Consider the following 20,052-nt stretch of genomic DNA (forward strand, 5'->3'; position numbering starts at 1 on the left):
AGTCTTTAGACTCCAGTGCCGGTAACAGACCCTTATAGGGTCAAAGCAAACCACCGGCTAAGCCGGTGGTCGTGATTATACATGGATTTTTGAGCAGGGAAGAGCGAGTTTCCTGCTGAAGAGTATAAAGGATTCTGAACAGAAAGGAAACCAGCATGAAGAAAAAGACAGCAGTTATTTTTATGGGATTTTTCATGGCATTGGGTGCTTTGACCGGCTGCGGTGGAAATGACGCCACAGAGGCTGCCAGCGAAAGCGCTCAGACAGAAGACGAGGGAACCGGGGAAGACGAAGAAATGCAGGAAGCCCGGAAGGAAGAAGAGGAACAGAAAGAGAAGGAAGAGAAGAAAGCCGAAAAAGAAGCGAAGAATACTGCAAAAGAAACAAAAAAAGAATCTGAGAAAAAGCAGGAAACAGAAGCTTCCGAAGAAAAAGAGAAGTCTCAGGAAGAGGCAGAAAGTGTGAAGGTTGCCGTTCTTCTCCCATCTCAGGAAGAATGGTCAGATGACGCTCAGGCGCTGGAGGCGGATCTGACAGAGGACGGATACGAGCCTTTAGTGGTCTATGCTGAGGACGACGCCTCCAGACAGGTTTCTCAGATACAGGAAATGCTGGAACAGCAGGTAGCTGCTTTTATCATCACTCCGGTAGACGCTTACGGACTTACGGATGTTCTGGCAGAAGTGAAAGAGGCAGAGATCCCGGTATTTTCTTATGATGATCTGATCATGGACACCAATGCGGTAAAATATTATACCACTTTTGGCGGACGCCAGGCAGGTCAGATGATCGCAGAAGAAATCATTAAAAAAGAAAATCTGAAAGAAGTACAGGAAAAGAAAGAAACACGGACCATAGAATTTCTTATGGGCTCTCTGGATGATACAGAAGCTTTATTCCTGTATAACGGGGTTATGGAAGGGCTGCAGCCTTATATGGATGACGGAACCCTGGTCTGCACCTCCGGCAAGGTCAGCTTTGACGATACCGGGATCCTGAGATGGAGCAGAGAGCTTGCGAATACACGAATGAGTGAGATACTTGAAGATTCTTATGAAGAAGACGCTGTTCCTGACATTATCTGTACAGGATTTGACGATGCTGCGCTGGGAGCTCAGGATGCACTGGAGGCAGCGAACATTGCGCCGGGAAGTGAACAGTGGCCTTTGATCACAGGAGTGGGATGTGGAGAGGAAGCTGTAAATTCCATCGCATCCGGAAAAATCGGTTTCAGTCTTTTTATGGATTACAGAGAACTGGCAGATAACTGTGAACAGATGGTTCATGTTTATCTCACTGGTGAGGAAGATCCGGAAGTAAACGATTATGAGCAGTATGACAATGGAGTAAAGATCATTGGAACCTATCTCTGCGAGCCACAGGTAATAGACGGCAATAATTATGAGCTTCTGATCGACAACGGATATTTTGAGGAAGACGCGATCAGAACAGAGGAAGTTTCTGATAAAGAGGAAACAGAAACACCTGAGGAAAGCGTAACTCCTGCCCCGGAAGAAGAGGAAGAAACCGTAACGCCAGCTTCTGAGGAAAAAGAGGGCTCTGATCCGGAAAAGGAAAAAGATTCCGATAAGGACAAAAAAGAGGATTCAAAAAAAGTAACATTAAAGAAAAGCTCATCACTTTCTGATGACAAATAAGAAAATAAAACAACCCGGAGTTCTGCCATGGATATACACGGCAAAGCTCCGGGTTATGTAATATCCGGGAAATCCGGAAAAAGTTCGGTTTTATCTGAAAGTCAGAGAATCATCGGTCATGGAATCAATAATAGCAAGTGACTCCAGGCGCACACCCATATTACGGATACACTGACCGCCGTTCTGGAATCCTTTTTCAATTACAATTCCTGCACCTTCAAGAACAGCGCCTGATTCCTTGACAATATCAATCAGTCCCATCAGGGCGCAGCCGTTGGCAAGGAAATCATCGATCAGAAGAACATGATCTTCCGGTCCGAGGAACTTTTTGGAAAGGATCACATCATATACTTTTTTATGTGTAAAAGATTCCACCTTGGAACAGTACATTTCTCCGTCCAGATTCAGACTCTGCGCTTTTTTTGCAAAAATAACAGGTACATCGAAATACTGAGCTGCGATACAGGCAATGCCGATGCCTGATGCTTCAATGGTAAGGATCTTGGTGATCGGACAGTCTGAAAAACGTCTTTTAAATTCTTTTCCGATTTCATTGATCAGAGTAATATCCATCTGGTGATTCAGAAAACTGTCTACTTTTAAAATATTTCCTGGTTTTACAATTCCGTCTTTAAGGATACGGTCTTTTAAGAGTTGCATGACTTCTCTCCTTTAGTTTAATTACATTCTTTTTTAGAAATTATATCTAATATACGCTATTCTCGGCGGAAGTTCAATTCTTTTCTACAAAGTTTTACAAAAAATTTGTAGAAGCTGCCACAAAAAGTTATGCTCAGTTTCGTTGCATTGCCTGAAAAGGTCTGGTACAATGAAAAAAACAATGGAAAAATAAAACAGAAAGAAAATGCACAGAAAAGAAATTCCGGAACAGAAGGATGAATGAGAAGTTCAGGATTTTATCCGTCCGGACAGATTCAGGAACAGTAGTGCAAACAAGACAGGAGAGAGAACATATAGAATGAAAGAATATGAAGTGATCTGGGAGATTTTTAACAAATGTCCCGGAAATCAGATGCGGGATGTATTTGTGGATGAGGTGCAGCTGCAGGATCCGGAAGAATATGTAAAGAATAAATTTCAGGGAAAAGAAGTTTCCTATGAAAAGACAGTTCTTGAAGACGGGACAGTGATTTTTGATATTCTCACCTCGGGGATAAAACAGAGATGCTCCTTTACAGAGATTTAGAAGCTGTGCTATAATGGCAGGTGGCGGTAGAACAAAGAGGACCGCAGAACAGTTCGGTAAGGCCGGGAAAGGAGCACACATGAGCGAAAAAAAAGAGACACATGTGCATATTATGGAGGACGGAAGTGTGGTGGAGCATTCACATGGAGCCCATGGCCATCATCACAGTCATGCCCAGACAAAAGCTGTTCTCAATCGTCTTTCAAGAGCAATCGGCCATATGGAATCTATTAAGAGAATGGTAGAAGACGGACGCGACTGTTCCGAGGTTCTGATTCAGCTTTCAGCAGTAAAATCTGCGATTAACAATACAGGCAAGATCATTCTCCAGGATCACATTGAACACTGCATTGTAGATGCCGTGGAGCATGGGGACCGGGACGCTATCAAGGAACTGGAAAGGGCCATAGACCGGTTTATCAAATAATGGAGAATCTTACTGCATAGATAGACGATAATAAAATAGAAGGAGAAGTAAGATGGCAAAGGAATGTAACAGCAAAACCTGTGACAAATCAAGCTGCGAAGGATGCAGCAACAAAGGCAAGAACATGGATCTTATGGCAGAAGCCAATTCCATGTCAAATGTAAAACATGTGATTGGTATTGTCAGCGGCAAGGGCGGCGTAGGTAAATCTTTCGTGACAGCATCTCTTGCAAACCGAATGGCAGCCAAAGGCTTTAAAGTAGGTATTCTGGATGCGGACATTACCGGTCCGTCTATTCCGAAGATGTATGGTCTGAAGGGCGCAGCCCAGGCAGATGATGACGGAATTTATCCAATGGAGACAGGAAACGGAATCAAGGTTATTTCCATAAACCTCCTGCTTCCTACAGAGGACACTCCTGTTATCTGGAGAGGACCGATTCTTGCAAACATGGTAAAACAGTTCTGGACAGACGTAATCTGGGGCGACCTGGATTATCTGTTTGTAGATATGCCTCCGGGAACCGGCGATGTACCGCTTACGGTATTCCAGTCACTTCCGGTTGATGGTATCGTGATCGTAAGCTCTCCGCAGGATCTTGTAAAAATGATCGTTAAAAAAGCGTTTAATATGGCAGAAATGATGCATATTCCGGTACTTGGTATCGTTGAGAACTACAGTTATGTAAAATGCCCGGACTGCGGCAAAGAGATCAAGGTATTTGGCGAAAGTCATATTGATGAGATCGCGGCAGAGCTTGGTGTTCCGGTGCTTGGCAAAATGCCTATCGAGGCAGCTTTTGCAGACTATGCGGACAAAGGAGAATTCCATCAGGTAGTAAATACTTATCTTGAAGCGGCAGATACCCATATGCCGATGTAAGATAATATTTAATATAAGCTCAAAAATACTATGGCCCCTGGCCGGATCGAGAAAGGAGTCTCTCATGAGCAACGTAAGACGTGTTTATGTAGAAAAGAAACCTGCCTATGCAGTTCAGGCAAAAGAACTGAAACATGAAATCAGTAGTTACCTGGGAATCAAATCTGTTACAGGTGTAAGAGTGCTGATTCGCTATGATGTGGAAAATATTTCTGACGAGGTGTTTGAAAAAGCCTGCAGAACAGTATTTGCAGAGCCGCCGGTAGACGAGCTTTATCAGGAAAGCTTTGAAACCGCAGATAATTCCAGAATCTTTTCTGTAGAATATCTGCCGGGTCAGTTTGACCAGAGAGCAGATTCCGCTGTACAGTGCGTGCAGTTTCTGGATGAAAACGCACAGCCGATCATCCGTTCCGCTACCACCTATGTGATCGAGGGAACCGTGACAGATGAGGAGTTTGAGGCTGTAAAACGCCATTGCATCAATCCGGTGGATTCCAGAGAAACAGGAATTGAGAAGCCGGAAACTCTGGTAAATGTTTTCCCGGAACCAGAGGATGTAAAGGTTTTTGACGGCTTTAAAGATATGGCAGAAAACGATCTGAAGGATCTGTATGATTCTCTTAATCTTGCAATGACATTCAGAGATTTTCAGCATATCCAGAATTATTTCAAAGAGGAAGAGAAACGTAATCCTTCCATGACAGAGATTCGGGTTCTGGATACCTACTGGTCAGATCACTGCCGTCATACTACCTTTTCTACTGAGCTTACAGATGTTAAATTTGGTGAGGGCGACTATAAAGAGCCGATCGAAAAAACATATAAGCAGTATCTGAGTGACAGAGAAGTGCTTTATAAAGATCGCGACGATAAATTCATCTGTCTGATGGACCTTGCCCTGATGGCAATGAAAAAACTGAAATCCGAAGGCAAGCTTCAGGATCAGGAAGAGTCTGATGAGATCAATGCCTGCAGTATTGTAGTTCCTGTAGATGTTGATGGCAAAGAAGAAGAGTGGCTGATCAACTTTAAAAATGAGACACACAATCATCCTACAGAGATCGAGCCGTTTGGCGGCGCCGCAACCTGTCTGGGCGGAGCCATCCGTGACCCGCTTTCTGGAAGAACCTATGTATATCAGGCAATGCGCGTAACAGGCGCTGCAGACCCGACCGTTTCCGTAAAAGAAACTCTCAAAGGCAAGCTTCCTCAGAAAAAACTGGTAAGAAGCGCTGCTCATGGATACAGCTCCTACGGAAACCAGATCGGTCTTGCAACAGGCTATGTAAAAGAAATCTATCATCCGGATTATGTGGCAAAACGTATGGAGATCGGCGCTGTTCTCGGTGCAGCTCCAAGACGTGCGGTGATCCGTGAAAATTCAGATCCGGGAGATATCATTATCCTTCTGGGCGGACGTACCGGCCGTGACGGAATCGGCGGTGCAACCGGCTCTTCCAAAGTGCATACAGAGGCTTCCATTGAAGTGTGCGGCGCTGAGGTACAGAAGGGAAATGCGCCTACAGAGCGTAAGATCCAGCGTATGTTCCGCAGAGAGGAAGTAAGCTGCATCATCAAGAAATGTAATGACTTTGGCGCCGGCGGCGTGTCCGTTGCGATCGGCGAGCTGGCAGCAGGTCTTCGGATCAATCTTGACAAGGTTCCGAAAAAATATGCGGGACTTGACGGAACAGAGATCGCTATTTCCGAATCTCAGGAGCGTATGGCAGTTGTTGTTGATCCAAAAGATGTAGATAAGTTCCTTGGATTTGCAAACGAGGAAAATCTGGAGGCGGTTCCGGTTGCTGTTGTTACAGAGAAGCCGAGACTTGTACTTACATGGAGAGATAAGGAGATCGTAAATATTTCCCGTGCTTTCCTTGACACAAACGGTGCGCATCAGGAAACCACAGTTGAAGTGGAGATCCCGAATAAAGAAGGATGTATTCTTACTGACCGCGAGGATGTACAGGACGTAAAAGCAAAATGGCTGGAAACTCTTTCTGACCTTAATGTGTGCTCCCAGAAGGGACTTGTGGAAATGTTTGACGGTTCCATTGGAGCCGGAAGCGTACTTATGCCTCACGGCGGCAAATATCAGCTGACAGAAACTCAGGCAATGGTTGCAAAGGTTCCTGTTCAGAAGGGCAATACAAATACAGTAACTATGATGAGCTATGGCTTTGATCCATATCTTTCTTCCTGGAGCCCCTATCACGGAGCAGCTTACGCAGTAACAGAATCCGTGGCAAGAATCGTGGCAACAGGCGGTGATTACAGAAAGATCCGCTTTACTTTCCAGGAATATTTCCGCCGTATGACAGAAGATCCAAAGCGTTGGAGCCAGCCTTTTGCAGCGCTTCTGGGCGCTTATGCAGCACAGATGGGATTTGGACTTCCGTCTATCGGAGGAAAGGACAGTATGTCCGGCTCCTTTAATGAGATCGATGTTCCGCCAACACTTGTTTCCTTTGCAGTAGACACCGGAAATCTTCAGGATGTTGTGACTCCGGAACTGAAAAAAGCCGGAAGCAAACTGGTTTGGCTTCGTGCGCCAAAGGATGCATATCAGCTTCCTGATTACCAGGGTATTATGGAACAGTACGGAAAACTTCATGAGGATATGAAAGAGGGACGCGTTCTTTCCGCATATGCTCTTGATCGTCACGGACTGGCAGCCGCAGTTGCAAAAATGGCATTTGGAAACGGCTTTGGCGTTAAGATCGAGCATAATCTGGATCCGAGAGATTTCTTTGCTCCGGGATTTGGCGATCTGGTACTTGAGGTTCCGGCTGACAAAGTGGGCGCTCTTTCCATTACCTATACCGTGATCGGTGAAGTTACCTCTGATGCGAAATTCTCTTATGGAAATGCTGAAATTGCTCTGGAAGAAGCAGTCAATGCATGGACAGGAACTCTGGAAAAAGTATTTAAAACTGATTCCGGTGAGAATAGCGGAGCTACAGCAACATTTGTTGCAGCAAAGAACAACGAAGAAGGCACTGTTGACGAGAACGGACTTTTCCATACAAACAGAGTGTATATCTGCAATCATAAAATTGCTAAACCACGTGTGTTCATTCCGGTATTCCCGGGAACAAACTGTGAGTATGACAGTACCCGCGCCTTTGAAAGAGCAGGGGCAGAAGTTGATGTGAAGGTATTTAAAAACCTGACAGCAGAAGATATCCATGATTCAGTGGAAATCTTTGAGAAATCCATCAGCCAGGCACAGATGATCATGTTCCCGGGCGGATTCTCAGCAGGTGATGAACCGGATGGTTCCGCTAAATTCTTTGCTACAGCTTTCCAGAACGCAAAGATCAAAGAAGCGGTGATGAAGCTTCTCAACGAGAGAGACGGTCTGGCACTTGGTATCTGTAACGGTTTCCAGGCGCTGATCAAGCTGGGACTTGTTCCTTATGGCGAGATCTGCGGACAGAAAGAAGACTCACCGACACTGACCTACAACACCATCGGACGTCACATTTCCAAGATGGTTTATACAAAGGTTGTAAGCAATAAATCTCCATGGCTGCAGAAAGCAAAACTTGGCGGAGTTTACTGTAATCCTGCATCTCACGGCGAGGGATGTTTTGTTGCAAATGATGAGTGGCTTGCGAAACTTCTGGCAAACGGACAGATCGCTACTCAGTATGTAACTGCAGACGGTGAGCTGGATAACAGCGAAGAGTGGAATGTAAACGGTTCTTATCTCAATATTGAAGGTATTACAAGTCCGGACGGACGTGTTCTTGGTAAGATGGCTCACAGCGAGCGCCGTGACAACGGTGTTGCTGTAAACATCTACGGAGAGCAGGATATCAGAATCTTTGAGTCCGGTGTGGAATATTTTAAATAAAATCTGACAGCTGTGAAAGCGACAGGATAAATAACGGGGCCAGGCTCAGTCATTCATATGCGTGACTGAGCCTGGCCCCTGTTCTATTCAGAATCCGGTTCCGGCGCCGGAAAAAATTTACGGGATATGATCCGCCCCATTTCTTCCGGAGATTCTTTCATTCCTCTGTCCATCCATGACAGAATGATGCCGCACAGGCCAAAGGAAATAAAAATCTGACGATAGTATTCGCTGCTGTCTGTGGTACTGATATCGTTAAACTTCAGGATCAGACGGTTTAAAAGCAAAAGAGAAAGGTTTGCCTGGATCAGCGTCTGTACAATATCCTGAATAGAATAAAAAAACTGGAAAAAACGAATGGACAGCTCATGGGCGGAAGCGCTTTCTTTCTGTGGCTGTTTTTCAATCCATTCCGTCATCAGTTTGTCCAGCTTAAATTCAATAACATTTTCCTTTGAAGTAAAATTTCTGTAGTAGGTGATACGGCTGACATTGGCAAGCTCTGTGATCTCCCGGACAGTAATGGATTCGATGGATTTTGTGCGGAGCAGAATAAAAAGAGCATCCGCAATACATTCTTTCAGAAAATCACTGGAATTCTTTTTTCGACCCATTGATACAATTTCCTCCGTTTTGTTTCATTTATAAGCAGATTTGTTGATTTTTCAACGGAATATGATATAGTATGTTCCACTGTTACATTTGTAACACATATTTTAGAGAAACAGCGGAAACTTGTCAATCTGCTGAAGGAGGAAAATATATTATGATGATCATAACGGACTCTGCTTCTGATATAACCAGACAGGAAGCAAAAGAAATGAATATCCGTATTGTCTGGCTGAAAACAAAATTTTCTGACGGTGATTTTCTACTGGAAACAGAGGAGGATTTTACCAGATTTTTTGAAAAGCTTGCCACAGAAAAGGAACTGCCGGTTACAAGCCAGCCGTCACCGGAGGAATATCTGGCTCTTTATGAGGAGGCAAAGGAAAAATCAGAAGAAGTTCTTGTCATTACTCTTTCCAGTGGCCTTAGCGGAACTGTAAATGCTGCCAATGTGGCAAAGCAGATGAGCGAGTATGATAAGATCCATATCATAGATTCGGAACAGGCGATCATTACTCAGCGTTTTCTGGTTCAGAGAGCTGTGGAAATGCGAGAGGCAGGAAAGTGTATTTCAGAGATTGTGGAAACCATTGAGGACCTGAAAAAGCGTGTTACGGTATGCGGAATGCTGGACACTCTGACATATCTGAAAAAAGGCGGAAGAATACCTGCAGCCCTGGCTGTTCTGGGAAATATGCTCCACATTAAACCTGTCATAGAGCTGAAGGATAAAGTTCTGACTATGCTTGGAAAAGCAAGAGGAAGAAGCGGGGGGATCAAGTATCTCTGGAAAGAATTTGAATCCTATGATATAGATGAAACAGAGCCGGTGTACTTTGGTTACACTTCAGACCGTGAGGCCGGAGAAAAATTTATGAATGATACAGTTGAAAAATACGGACTGAAAAATTACAGACTTTACCCGGTAGGAGGAATCATCGGAACTCATGTAGGTCCTTCCTGTGTGGCTATAAGCTTTGTAAAAAAATCTGTGTAAAGTACGTTGACAAACAGAATTTCAGTGGCTATAATGAAAAAGAACTTAATTGAAGAAATTTAACACGCTGACGAGAAGAGTAGACTGTGGACTGCTGCAGAGAGAAGCACATTTGGTGAAAGTGCTTTAACAGGAATCAGTTGAAGACCACCTCTGAGTGACCCTAATCCGGTCCGGTGATACCGTTATCATCAAAAAAGAGGCTGAGTCCCGGGAACTGTTTTATTCAGACAGAGATTCCGGTGATCCGGCAATCAGGGTGGAACCACGGGCAGATAATCTCGTCCCTTACAGTGCGTAAGCATTGTAAGGGGCGTTTTTTATTATAAAAGTCCTGTTAGATTACGGGAGTGCTTTTGCATGGAGTAATTGACTTTTATAATAGTATGAAAGCGAAGGAAGTCCCGTACAGCGGGTGAAAATAAAATGAAAAGGAGAAAAATCATGATCATTACTTTAAAAGACGGATCAACAAAAGAGTATGCAGAAGCAAAATCAGTTCTTGATATTGCCTCTGATATCAGTGAAGGTCTTGCACGAGTAGCATGTGCAGGTGAAGTGGACGGAGAGGTTGTAGATCTTCGTACAGTTATTGACAAAGACTGTGAGCTGAATATTCTCACCTTTGACAGTGAGGGCGGCAAAGGCGCATTCCGTCATACCACTTCCCATATTATGGCTCAGGCTATCAAACGCCTTTTCCCAAATGTGAAGCTTGCAATCGGACCGTCTATTGAGGATGGCTTCTATTATGATATTGACAGTGATGAGCCGATCACAGCAGAAGATCTTCCAAAGATCGAGGCTGAGATGAAAAAAATCGTAAAAGAGAATCTGGCGATCACCAGATTTACGAAACCGAGAGCAGAGGCCATTGAATTTTTTAAAGAAAAAAATGAGCCGTATAAGGTAGAACTGATTGAAGATCTTCCGGAAGATTCTGAGATCAGCTTCTATCAGCAGGGAGAGTTTGTGGATCTTTGTGCAGGTCCTCATCTGATGACAACAAAACCTGTAAAAGCATTTAAGCTTACCAGTCTTGCAGGAGCTTACTGGAGAGGCAGCGAGAAGAACAAAATGCTTACCAGAATCTATGGTACTTCCTACACCAAAAAGGCAGATCTTGAAGAGTATATCACCCGTATGGAGGAAGCAAAAAAACGTGACCACAGAAAGCTTGGAAAAGAGCTTGGCCTGTTCATGATGAAAGAAGAGGGACCGGGATTCCCGTTCTTCCTTCCAAAGGGTATGGTTCTGAAAAATACTCTGCTTGATTACTGGAGAGAGATCCACAATAAGGCAGGTTATGTGGAGATTTCCACACCGATCATGCTGAGCCGCCATCTCTGGGAAACTTCAGGTCACTGGGATCATTACAAAGAAAATATGTATACAACTGTGATCGATGATACTGATTTTGCCATTAAGCCAATGAACTGCCCGGGCGGTATTCTTGTATACAAATCCGAACCTCGTTCCTACAGAGATCTTCCTCTGAGAATGGGAGAACTGGGACTGGTTCACCGCCATGAAAAATCCGGACAGCTTCACGGTCTGATGCGGGTACGCTGCTTTACTCAGGATGATGCTCATATCTTTATGACGCAGGAGCAGATCCGTGACGAGATCAAAGGTGTTGCAACACTGATCGACAGTGTATATCAGCTTTTCGGCTTCAAATATCATGTTGAGCTGTCCACACGTCCTGAGGACTCCATGGGTAGCGATGAGGACTGGGAGATCGCAACAGAGGGCTTAAGAGGCGCTCTTGACGATCTGGGACTGGACTATGTGGTAAATGAAGGCGACGGCGCATTCTATGGACCGAAGATCGACTTCCATCTGGAGGATTCCATTGGAAGAACATGGCAGTGCGGTACGATTCAGCTTGACTTCCAGCTTCCGCTGCGCTTTGACTGCGAATATATAGGAGCTGATGGCGAGAAACACCGTCCGATCATGATCCACCGTGTTGCGTTTGGATCCATTGAAAGATTTATCGGTATTCTGATCGAGCATTTTGCAGGCGCATTCCCAACATGGCTTGCTCCTGTACAGGTAAAAGTTCTTCCGATCTCCGAGAAATATATGGATTATGCAAACAAGGTTATGAGCGATTTGAAGGATGCAGGTATCCGTACAGAGATTGACGACCGTGCAGAGAAGATCGGATATAAGATCCGTGAAGCACGTCTTCAGAAGATTCCTTATATGCTTGTGGTAGGTGCAAAGGAAGAGGAAGAAGGAAAAGTTTCTGTCCGCAGCCGCTTCATGGGAGATGAAGGTGCAAAAGATCTCAACGAGTTTATTGATTCAATCAAAGAAGAGATCAAAAACCGTGAGAACAGAAAAGTGGAAGTAACAGAATAAAAAGATCAGGACTGCTGAAATCCCGTAAAAAGGACTCAGCAGTCTTTTTCCATGTGAAAAGAGCAGAATATCCTTACTGCTTATAAACTCAGAAAGGAAGAGGAGCAATGACAAAAGAAATTAAGATAAGAGAGATATCTATTGGAAACGGGCAGCCGAAAATATGTGCGCCAATGACAGGAAAAGACCGGACAGCTTTGCTGGAGGAAGCCTGTAAAATCAGGGAAGTCAAAGCAGATCTGGCGGAGTGGAGAGCAGATTTTTATGAAGAACTTTCCAATGAGGAGCGTTTTCTGGATATGCTGAGAGAAATCCGATGTGAATTGGGAGAAATACCGCTTATTTTTACTATTCGTACTGCATCCGAAGGCGGAAATGCGGAAATTTCTGAAAAAGAATATGAAGAATATATTCTGGCAGCAGCAGAAAGCGGAAATGCAGATCTGGTCGACGTAGAGTATTTTTCTCATGAAAATGTTTCAGATCTGATCAGCAGACTTCACAGGACAGGCGTGAAGGTAATCGCATCCACTCATGATTTTGAAAAAACAGATGACAGTAATATACTGAAAAACAGATTTATTGACATGGATACATCCGGAGCAGACATTCTCAAAATGGCAGTGATGCCGCAGAAATTCGATGATGTTGCGGATCTTATGCAGGTGACGAAGGAGATTACAGAAGAGTATACAGAAAAGCCTGTGATCGCAATGTCCATGGGAAATCTGGGTTCTATGAGCCGTATTGCAGGAGAAAATTTCGGCTCTGCTGTAACCTTTGCCACTGTAGGAAAGGCGTCTGCGCCGGGACAATTTCCGGTAGAAGAGCTTCGTATGATGATGAATGCGCTCCACAAAAAGAATGTGGAAGATTAATTAGAATAATCTCATCTTCTGTCGAACCTCAACGAGAAATTATGGGAATCTCTTCCCTGGTTTTGACAAATTACGCACCCCCTGTAACCTATAATGAACTCACTTACCAAAGCGAGGGAATGACAGGTCATAGGGGGCTTTTTTTATGTATGGAGAAATATACATAGATGTTGTCTTTGTGACGAATCTTCTGATGGACTATATTGTTCTGCGGATCACAGGAAGACTTCTGAGGTTCAGGACAAAACGGTGGAGATATCTGGCAGGTGCAGCGGCGGGAGCTTTTTTTTCCTGCCTGATCCTTTATCTTCCTTTTGAGAAAAATCTGCCGGTGGGGATTTTTCTGCACGGCGCCTGCGCTTTTCTTATGCTCAGGATCACTTTCTGCATCCAAAAGGGAAGTCTGCTGGCAAAGGCAATGGTTATGCTGTATCTGACTGCGTTTCTTGCAGGCGGATTCTGGGATGCTGTGTCCGAAAACGGAATTACGCTTCCGGCATTTCTGATTTTTGCCTTTGCCACATATATGGGGATCGGGGCGCTGGTCTGCACAGCAGATTCTGCCAGGAGTCTGAGGAAGAATATCTACCCTGTAACCCTGAGTTATCAGGGAAAAGAACAGTCTGCTTACGGATTTTATGACACAGGAAATCTGCTCAGTGATCCGGTAAGCGGTGCGCCGGTTTCTGTTGTGAAACCTGAGATTTTGGAAACCATGCTGTCAGAGGATCTGATAGACAGGCTGAAGCACCTTTATGAGAATCCGGGGGAGCTGAAAAGTACAGAGATTGCCGGACTGAAGCCGCATTATCTGTCCTGCCGAACGGTGGGACAGGCAGAGAAGCTGATGCTGGCGGTTACATTGGAGAATCTTTGTATCCATACTCCCGCAGAAGAGGTTCGCATATCCAGACCTGTGTTTGCGCTGGCTTTTGAACCCTCCGCTTTGGGAAAGGAATACAAGGTACTGTTGAATTCCAGATTATTGCATTAGGAGGGGCATATAATTATGAACAGATCAGCAGCAGGCGTCAGTTATTACCCGTTTCAGATGATTCAGAGGATGGTTCTCTCAAGACCGAGAGAGCTGTACTACATTGGTGGAAATGATATTCTTCCGGCGCCACTGGAGCCGCAGAGGGAAGCCTACGTCATCAGCAAGCTGGGGACAGACCAGGACAAAGAGGCAAAGGCAATTCTCATTGAGCACAATTTAAGACTGGTAGTGTACATTGCCAAAAAATTTGACAATACAGGAGTTGGAGTGGAGGATCTGATCTCTATTGGAACCATTGGTCTTATTAAGGCGATCAACACCTTTAATCCTGTAAAAAAAATCAAACTGGCAACCTATGCTTCGCGATGCATTGAAAATGAGATCCTGATGTATCTTCGCAGGAACAGTAAGACAAAGCTGGAGGTTTCTATTGATGAACCGCTGAATGTGGACTGGGACGGGAATGAATTGCTGCTGTCTGATATTCTGGGAACGGATGAGGATGTCATTTCCCGCAGGCTGGAGGATGAAGTGGAGATCACACTTCTGGGAAAAGCAATTAACAAGCTGACGCCAAGGGAACAGACGATCATCCGTCTCAGATTTGGGCTGAACAGTGCCGAGGGAAAGGAAAAAACTCAGAAGGAAGTGGCTGATCTTCTGGGAATTTCTCAGTCATATATTTCAAGACTGGAAAAAAGAATTATGAAAAGACTGAAAAAGGAAATTGTAAAATATGAATAAGGCTGAACAGGACAGATAAGTGTTCAGAAGCCTCTGTATATTCAGGGGGAATCCGTGCATACTGAAAGAAAAAGGAGAATGTAGCATGAACGCAAATACAGAGCTTTTGAAAAAGTCCGTACTTATATGCCAGGAAACTGATGGAGGAACTGAAAAAGTTTGAAGAAAGAAATATTGAAGAGCTGAAGGCGTATTTATAGAAAAAAGTAAATATATATTTAGAGAGAAATCTTTAAGGATGTAGTTACTTGAAAAAATATGTGATGGAGCTTGTGATGTCCGGACTGCTGCTGGTGTGCTTTTTGCTTCTGTCCAGACAGGCAGCCCAGGTTTCCGGAAACACGAAAAGTCAGGGGAATAACAGGGAAGTGATCGCGGTCGACCCGGGACACGGCGGAGGGGATCCGGGTATGATAGGAGTGGATAACCTGAAAGAAAAGGGAATCAATCTGGAAATAGCCCGTAAGCTGGAACGTGTTCTTACAGAAAAAGGTTACCGTGTAGTTATGACGCGAAAAGAGGATCAGGGACTTTATGATCCTTCTGCACTAAATAAAAAGGCTCAGGATATGCAGAGAAGGATTGCCCTTCTGGAGGAGGTTTCTCCTGTTCTGACAGTCAGTATTCATCAGAACAGCTATTCAGATCCGTCTGTCAGGGGACCGCAGGTTTTTTACTATGAAAGTTCTCAGGAAGGAAAAAAACTTGCTCAGGCAGTACAGGAGGAAATGAATCAGAAGCTGCTTCCCCAAAGACCACGCCAGATAAAAGGAAATACCAGTTATTATCTTCTGAAAAGGAGCAAGGGCACACTGGTGATCGTGGAATGTGGGTTCCTGACCAACCCGGAAGAAGCAGAGCTTTTGCAGAAAGAAGAATATCAGCAAAAGGTTGCCGGGGCAGTTGCAGATGGCATAGAGTCTTACCTGAACAGCCGGAAATGAACAGAGAAAATCGCTGTATCCTTTAAAATTACCAGGGGAGACAGCGATTTTTGTATTTTCAGAATCATGATACTTTGGTATACTGTTAATGATCATATGAAGCAGAATAAAACAGTAAGAAAAACAAAGGAGTGTGTATGGCTGGGATTTTGTATCTGATCCTGGGAAGTCTTTGCGGAAAAGAGCTTGCAGAGATTTTTGTGGGACAGAAAGAAACCGGAAAAAATAACAGGATCTGGCTGGTTCTTCCAGGTGCATTCGGGGGTGGAATGCTTGTTTTTGGCTGGGGAACTTATCTTACAGCCTGGGGCGCCAGCGCTGCAGGAGCAGAAAGACCGCTGATATATGGAAACCTTCTGGTTATGGCCGCAGGAGCAGTTTTTCTTCTGGTATCCTATATTCTGAGATACAGGAAAAACAGAAGTATTTTTACAGATAAGGGACTGATCAGGGATAAAAAACGGTTTCGGAAGGAACTGCTGTTTTTTTCTGTACTGTTTGTTTTTCTTACCTGGATCATGTTTTATGTATTTTACATAAAAGACGGGGTTCTGTATTCAGGATTTACCGTATTTGGCGATTATGCGCCCCATACAGCAATGATGAGGTCTTTTTCTCTTCAGAATAATTTTCCCACCCAGTATCCTCATTTTGGAGGACAGGATGTAAAATATCATTTTATGTTTCAGTTTCTTGTAGGCAATCTGGAGTTTCTGGGACTCCGGCTTGATATTGCTTATAACGCTGCAAGTATTCTCTCGCTTTTGGGATTTTTAATGCTGCTTTACAGCATTGCCAGGCGTGTTATGGGAAGTGGAAAAGCAGGAGCGCTGACCGTTGTATTTTTCTTTTTCCGCAGTGCGCTGACTTTTTTTCAGTTTCTGTGGGAACACCTCCGTGCCGGAGATCTGCTTCAGGTACTGCTGGAAAACACTTCATTTATCGGTTATACAACAAATGAAGACTGGGGACTGTGGAATTTTAACGTATATCTGAATCAGAGGCACCTTGCTTTTGGACTTTTGATCGTGGGGCTTATTGTGTGGATGTATCTGGACTGGGTGGAACAGGGATGCAGCCATAGGGAAAATGGCCTTGTGTGGTTCCGGAACAGACTTTTTTCAAAAGATGCATGGAAATGCAGGTATCTGGAAAATGCACTGGCAGCAGGACTTCTCATAGGAATGACTTCTTTCTGGAACGGAGCGGCTGTTATCGGCGGACTTCTGATTTTAATGGGATTTGCTGTGTGCTCAGACGGGAAGCTGGATTATCTGATCACGGCTGTCACCGCAGTTGTATTTTCTGTTCTTCAGACCAGACTGTTTATGAAAGGTTCTTCTGTGGAGGCTGCCTTTCAGTGGGGATTTATTGCAGAGGACAAAAGTGTGATCGGAGTCCTGTGGTACCTGACTCAGATGAGCGGCATCTTTTTTACGGGAGCGTTGATTTTATTCTTTTTATACAAAAAAAGGGTTCAGCGGGCAGTTCTTGTAAGCTTTCTGTTTCCTCTTATATTTGCCTTCTGCTTTTCTCTAACGCCGGATATTACTGTGAATCATAAATATATTATGATTTCCTATGCATTTCTGGCAATGTTCTGGGCTGGAGCGGTGTGTTGGCTTTTACGGAAAAAATGGCAGGGCCGTGTGCTGGCTGTTGCACTTTCCGTGTGCCTGACGATCACCGGAATTTATGATTTTGTGATCATAGTAAGAAACAACGGACCGGGACACAGGGTAACGGTAAATACAAACAGCAGCCTTACAGACTGGCTGGTGGAAAATCTGGACAGCCGGGATCTGATCCTGACACCGGAATACAGCATCAGCGAAGTGACAATGGCCGGAGTAATGATGTACCTGGGATGGCCGTATTATGCCTGGTCGGCAGGATATGATACTTATGGCAGGGCAGAAAATGCAAAGGAAATTTATACTTCCCGGGAGCCGGAGAGAGTAAAAAGTCTTGTACGGCAGGAGGGGATCACCTATATACTTTTTGAAGAGGGAATGACTTTTGAGGGAGAAACGTGTATAGAGACTACGATTAAATCAGTATACAGGCTGGTATATCAGTCAGAAGATAGGAGAATCAGAATTTATGAAACCTGATACAATAAAAAAAGTAACAATAAGAGCAGTTCCCGCAGCAATTCTTGTGGCTCTTTCTGCGTACCTTCTGAAAGGAGATGTCTGGACTTTCTGGACCTGGTATCTTCTTGCAATGGTTCTGGGGATTGTGGCTATGCCTCTGACAGGAAGACTTTTTGGTGAATTTGATGATAAGGGCTGGATGTTTTCCAAGGTTCTGGCAGTGGTTGTGACAGGATTTGGAACCTGGTTTCTGGTTGCAGTCAAATTACTGAAATTTACTTCACTGACCTGTATCGGGGTAACTCTGGTCTGCGGACTTGGCTGCCTTCTGCTTGGAAAAGTCCAGTACAAAAAAGGGATCGAGTGCCTTCCGGTAGATCATCTGGATCTGGTATTCTGGGAGGAAATCCTGTTTTTTGCTTTTTTCCTGCTTTGGACGTATCTGGCAGGCTTTCATCCTGCGGCATACGGAACAGAAAAATTTATGGATTACGGGTTTATGGAAGCAATGATGCGAAGCACTACCCTTCCGGCAGTTGATCTGTGGTATTCACAGGGGACGATCAACTATTATTATGGCGGTCAGTATTTTGCAGTATTTCTGACAAAGCTTTCCGGAACCAGTGTGGAGCTTACCTATAATCTGATGCGGACCTTTGTGGCAGGACTTGCTTTTTCCCTTCCATTTTCACTTGTATATCAGATGACAAGGGACCGAATGGGAAAAAGAGCTGCAGGCGCAGTTGGCTGGAGAAAATATTTTCCGCAGATTACAGGCGTGGTAGCAGGAATTTCTGTTTCCATTGCCGGAAATATGCATTATGTGGTTTATGGACAGGTACTTCCTTTTCTTCAGAAACTGACTGGGCAGGAACCGGACAGCTACTGGTTTCCTGATGCAACCAGATACATTGGGTTCAATCCGGACGTTCCGGACAAAACCATCCATGAATTTCCCTGTTATTCCTTTGTTCTGGGAGATCTTCATGCTCATGTAGTTAATATCATGTTTGTTCTTCTACTGCTGGGACTTTTATATGCCTGGATAAAAATGATCAGGAAAAAAGATTTTGTTCTGGCAGAACCGGGCACAAAACAATTCTGGATAAAACAGCTTTTTATGCCTCAGATCCTTGTGGCGGCAGTGCTTCTGGGAATGTTCCACTGGACAAATTTCTGGGATTTTGTTATCTACTTTGTAGTAACCGGAGGCGTTGTACTTTTTACCAATATTGTTCTGATGAAAGGTCAGACAAAATGGATCCTGGCAGTTACGGCAGCTCAGGCCGCAGAAGTTCTGGCAATAGGAACTATAGTGATTCTTCCTTTTACTCTGGACTTTGAAACAATGGTACAGGGAGTGGCTGTGGCTCAGTATCATTCACTTCCTCACCAGCTTTTGATCCTGTGGGGACTTCCGGTGATCCTGACTGTGATTTTTGTAATCGTTCTTCTGGTGGAAAAACTCAGCGGAGCAAAGCGCAGAACAGTCTTTCATTTTATGGAATCTTTGAAGCTTCCGGATCTTTTTGCCATGATCATGGGACTGTGCGCTATTGGTCTGGTGCTGATCCCGGAGCTTGTGTATGTACGGGATATTTATGAAAACGGAAATGCCCGTGCCAATACCATGTTCAAGCTGACATATCAGGCATATATTATGTTTGGAATGACAATGGCTTATGTGATCTTCCGTCTGATGGTGATCTCCTACAAAAAGATATTAAAGGCAGCGGCAGGTGTGGCATTGGTTCTTCTTGTGTGGACATGGGGATATTTTGGGATCAGTGTCAGCTCATGGTTTGGGAATGTACAGGATCCTTCTCAGTACAGAGGTCTGAATGCAACCGCCTTTCTGGAAACCGACTTTCCTGAAGATGCGGGGGGAATCCGCTGGCTGAAAAAGAACATTACAGGCTCTCCGGTTGTTCTGGAGGCAAATGGGGACAGCTATACAGAGTATGAGCGTGTATCGGCAATGACCGGACTTCCTACGGTCCTTGGATGGTACGTCCACGAATGGCTGTGGCGGAATGATGTGGCGGATTTGAATACAAAAAGCGGAGATATTGAGCTGATCTACACTTCACAGGATGAAAAACAGGTAGAAGAGCTTGTGGAAAAATATGATATTTCCTACATTTTTGTTGGTTCCTGTGAGAGAAACAAATACGGAGAAAATCTGAATCATAAACTTCTTCACAGTCTGGGCGAGATTGTGTTCCAGGACGGCAGCTCAGGAACCTATATTGTAAAAGTCGGGTAATAGAATAGTTCTTCAAAACATAGAAAGGGACTGTCTGAATTTGAAAATATCAAGTTCAGGCAGTCCTGTTTTTTGTGTCCGGTAAAGGCAAATGATATGTATCTGAGCGGA

General features: G+C 44.3%; 15 protein-coding genes. 13 read left to right on the forward strand and 2 right to left on the reverse strand.

Annotation, left to right across the window (positions count from 1 at the left end):
• Positions 1-155 precede the first annotated feature (155 nt).
• Positions 156-1,658, forward strand: coding sequence for a substrate-binding domain-containing protein (locus LU279_RS08035; protein WP_274422059.1), 1,503 nt, complete (start codon positions 156-158; stop codon positions 1,656-1,658).
• A gap of 90 nt (positions 1,659-1,748) precedes the next feature.
• On the opposite strand, the gene LU279_RS08040 is transcribed toward LU279_RS08035, so the two are convergent.
• Positions 1,749-2,318: a xanthine phosphoribosyltransferase gene (locus LU279_RS08040; RefSeq protein WP_274422060.1), complete on the reverse strand. Its 570-nt coding sequence runs from the start codon at positions 2,316-2,318 to the stop codon at positions 1,749-1,751.
• A 319-nt stretch (positions 2,319-2,637) separates the two neighbouring features.
• On the opposite strand from LU279_RS08040, the gene LU279_RS08045 reads away from it, so the two are divergent.
• The 4 genes from LU279_RS08045 to LU279_RS08060 all read left to right on the forward strand — a co-directional run bounded on the left by LU279_RS08045 (position 2,638) and on the right by LU279_RS08060 (position 8,040).
• On the forward strand, positions 2,638-2,865 hold the full coding sequence (locus tag LU279_RS08045) for a hypothetical protein (RefSeq protein WP_274422061.1): 228 nt from the start codon (positions 2,638-2,640) through the stop codon (positions 2,863-2,865).
• A gap of 79 nt (positions 2,866-2,944) precedes the next feature.
• Complete coding sequence (locus LU279_RS08050) at positions 2,945-3,292, forward strand: metal-sensing transcriptional repressor (RefSeq protein WP_274422062.1); 348 nt, start codon at positions 2,945-2,947, stop codon at positions 3,290-3,292.
• A 52-nt stretch (positions 3,293-3,344) separates the two neighbouring features.
• Entirely contained in the window at positions 3,345-4,175 is an 831-nt protein-coding gene (locus LU279_RS08055) for an Mrp/NBP35 family ATP-binding protein (protein WP_274422063.1), read from the forward strand.
• A 64-nt stretch (positions 4,176-4,239) separates the two neighbouring features.
• Complete coding sequence (locus LU279_RS08060; protein WP_274422064.1) at positions 4,240-8,040, forward strand: phosphoribosylformylglycinamidine synthase; 3,801 nt, start codon at positions 4,240-4,242, stop codon at positions 8,038-8,040.
• Between the two features lie 83 nt (positions 8,041-8,123).
• Here the strand turns inward: LU279_RS08060 and LU279_RS08065 are convergent, their stop codons facing one another.
• Positions 8,124-8,654, reverse strand: a complete 531-nt coding sequence (locus tag LU279_RS08065; protein WP_274422065.1) for a TetR/AcrR family transcriptional regulator — start codon at positions 8,652-8,654, stop codon at positions 8,124-8,126.
• 152 nt (positions 8,655-8,806) lie between these two features.
• Between LU279_RS08065 and LU279_RS08070 the strand changes: the two genes are divergently transcribed.
• The 8 genes from LU279_RS08070 to LU279_RS08105 all read left to right on the forward strand — a co-directional run bounded on the left by LU279_RS08070 (position 8,807) and on the right by LU279_RS08105 (position 19,941).
• Positions 8,807-9,646 (forward strand): DegV family protein, encoded by an 840-nt coding sequence (locus LU279_RS08070; protein WP_274422066.1) that lies wholly within the window; start codon positions 8,807-8,809, stop codon positions 9,644-9,646.
• 444 nt (positions 9,647-10,090) lie between these two features.
• Positions 10,091-12,016 (forward strand): threonine--tRNA ligase, encoded by a 1,926-nt coding sequence (gene thrS, locus LU279_RS08075; RefSeq protein WP_274422164.1) that lies wholly within the window; start codon positions 10,091-10,093, stop codon positions 12,014-12,016.
• A 107-nt stretch (positions 12,017-12,123) separates the two neighbouring features.
• A complete protein-coding gene (aroD, locus tag LU279_RS08080; protein ID WP_274422067.1) occupies positions 12,124-12,894 on the forward strand; it encodes a type I 3-dehydroquinate dehydratase in 771 nt (256 codons plus the stop codon).
• 145 nt (positions 12,895-13,039) lie between these two features.
• Positions 13,040-13,888: a sigma-E processing peptidase SpoIIGA gene (locus tag LU279_RS08085; protein WP_274422068.1), complete on the forward strand. Its 849-nt coding sequence runs from the start codon at positions 13,040-13,042 to the stop codon at positions 13,886-13,888.
• A gap of 57 nt (positions 13,889-13,945) precedes the next feature.
• Positions 13,946-14,635, forward strand: coding sequence for an RNA polymerase sporulation sigma factor SigE (gene sigE, locus LU279_RS08090; RefSeq protein WP_442870149.1), 690 nt, complete (start codon positions 13,946-13,948; stop codon positions 14,633-14,635).
• A 248-nt stretch (positions 14,636-14,883) separates the two neighbouring features.
• Positions 14,884-15,579, forward strand: coding sequence for an N-acetylmuramoyl-L-alanine amidase (locus LU279_RS08095; RefSeq protein WP_274422070.1), 696 nt, complete (start codon positions 14,884-14,886; stop codon positions 15,577-15,579).
• 137 nt (positions 15,580-15,716) lie between these two features.
• The gene (locus LU279_RS08100; protein ID WP_274422071.1) at positions 15,717-17,693 is read left to right on the forward strand and encodes a hypothetical protein; all 1,977 of its coding nucleotides are present in this window, start codon (positions 15,717-15,719) and stop codon (positions 17,691-17,693) included.
• Complete coding sequence (locus LU279_RS08105; RefSeq protein ID WP_274422072.1) at positions 17,683-19,941, forward strand: DUF2298 domain-containing protein; 2,259 nt, start codon at positions 17,683-17,685, stop codon at positions 19,939-19,941. The genes LU279_RS08100 and LU279_RS08105 overlap by 11 nt, the downstream gene beginning before the upstream one ends.
• Positions 19,942-20,052: the final 111 nt, after the last annotated feature.

It is taken from the genome of Blautia sp. XA-2221 (assembly GCF_028767025.1).
Classification (GTDB): Bacteria; Bacillota; Clostridia; order Lachnospirales; family Lachnospiraceae; genus Blautia_A.

Coding starts and splice junctions, on each gene's coding strand:
- LU279_RS08035 (WP_274422059.1), top strand. CDS start 156: ATGAAGAAAAAGACAGCAGTTATTTTTATGGGATTTTTCATGGCATTG.
- LU279_RS08040 (WP_274422060.1), bottom strand. CDS start 2,318: ATGCAACTCTTAAAAGACCGTATCCTTAAAGACGGAATTGTAAAACCA.
- LU279_RS08045 (WP_274422061.1), top strand. CDS start 2,638: ATGAAAGAATATGAAGTGATCTGGGAGATTTTTAACAAATGTCCCGGA.
- LU279_RS08050 (WP_274422062.1), top strand. CDS start 2,945: ATGAGCGAAAAAAAAGAGACACATGTGCATATTATGGAGGACGGAAGT.
- LU279_RS08055 (WP_274422063.1), top strand. CDS start 3,345: ATGGCAAAGGAATGTAACAGCAAAACCTGTGACAAATCAAGCTGCGAA.
- LU279_RS08060 (WP_274422064.1), top strand. CDS start 4,240: ATGAGCAACGTAAGACGTGTTTATGTAGAAAAGAAACCTGCCTATGCA.
- LU279_RS08065 (WP_274422065.1), bottom strand. CDS start 8,654: ATGGGTCGAAAAAAGAATTCCAGTGATTTTCTGAAAGAATGTATTGCG.
- LU279_RS08070 (WP_274422066.1), top strand. CDS start 8,807: ATGATGATCATAACGGACTCTGCTTCTGATATAACCAGACAGGAAGCA.
- thrS (WP_274422164.1), top strand. CDS start 10,091: ATGATCATTACTTTAAAAGACGGATCAACAAAAGAGTATGCAGAAGCA.
- aroD (WP_274422067.1), top strand. CDS start 12,124: ATGACAAAAGAAATTAAGATAAGAGAGATATCTATTGGAAACGGGCAG.
- LU279_RS08085 (WP_274422068.1), top strand. CDS start 13,040: ATGTATGGAGAAATATACATAGATGTTGTCTTTGTGACGAATCTTCTG.
- sigE (WP_442870149.1), top strand. CDS start 13,946: ATGATTCAGAGGATGGTTCTCTCAAGACCGAGAGAGCTGTACTACATT.
- LU279_RS08100 (WP_274422071.1), top strand. CDS start 15,717: ATGGCTGGGATTTTGTATCTGATCCTGGGAAGTCTTTGCGGAAAAGAG.
- LU279_RS08105 (WP_274422072.1), top strand. CDS start 17,683: ATGAAACCTGATACAATAAAAAAAGTAACAATAAGAGCAGTTCCCGCA.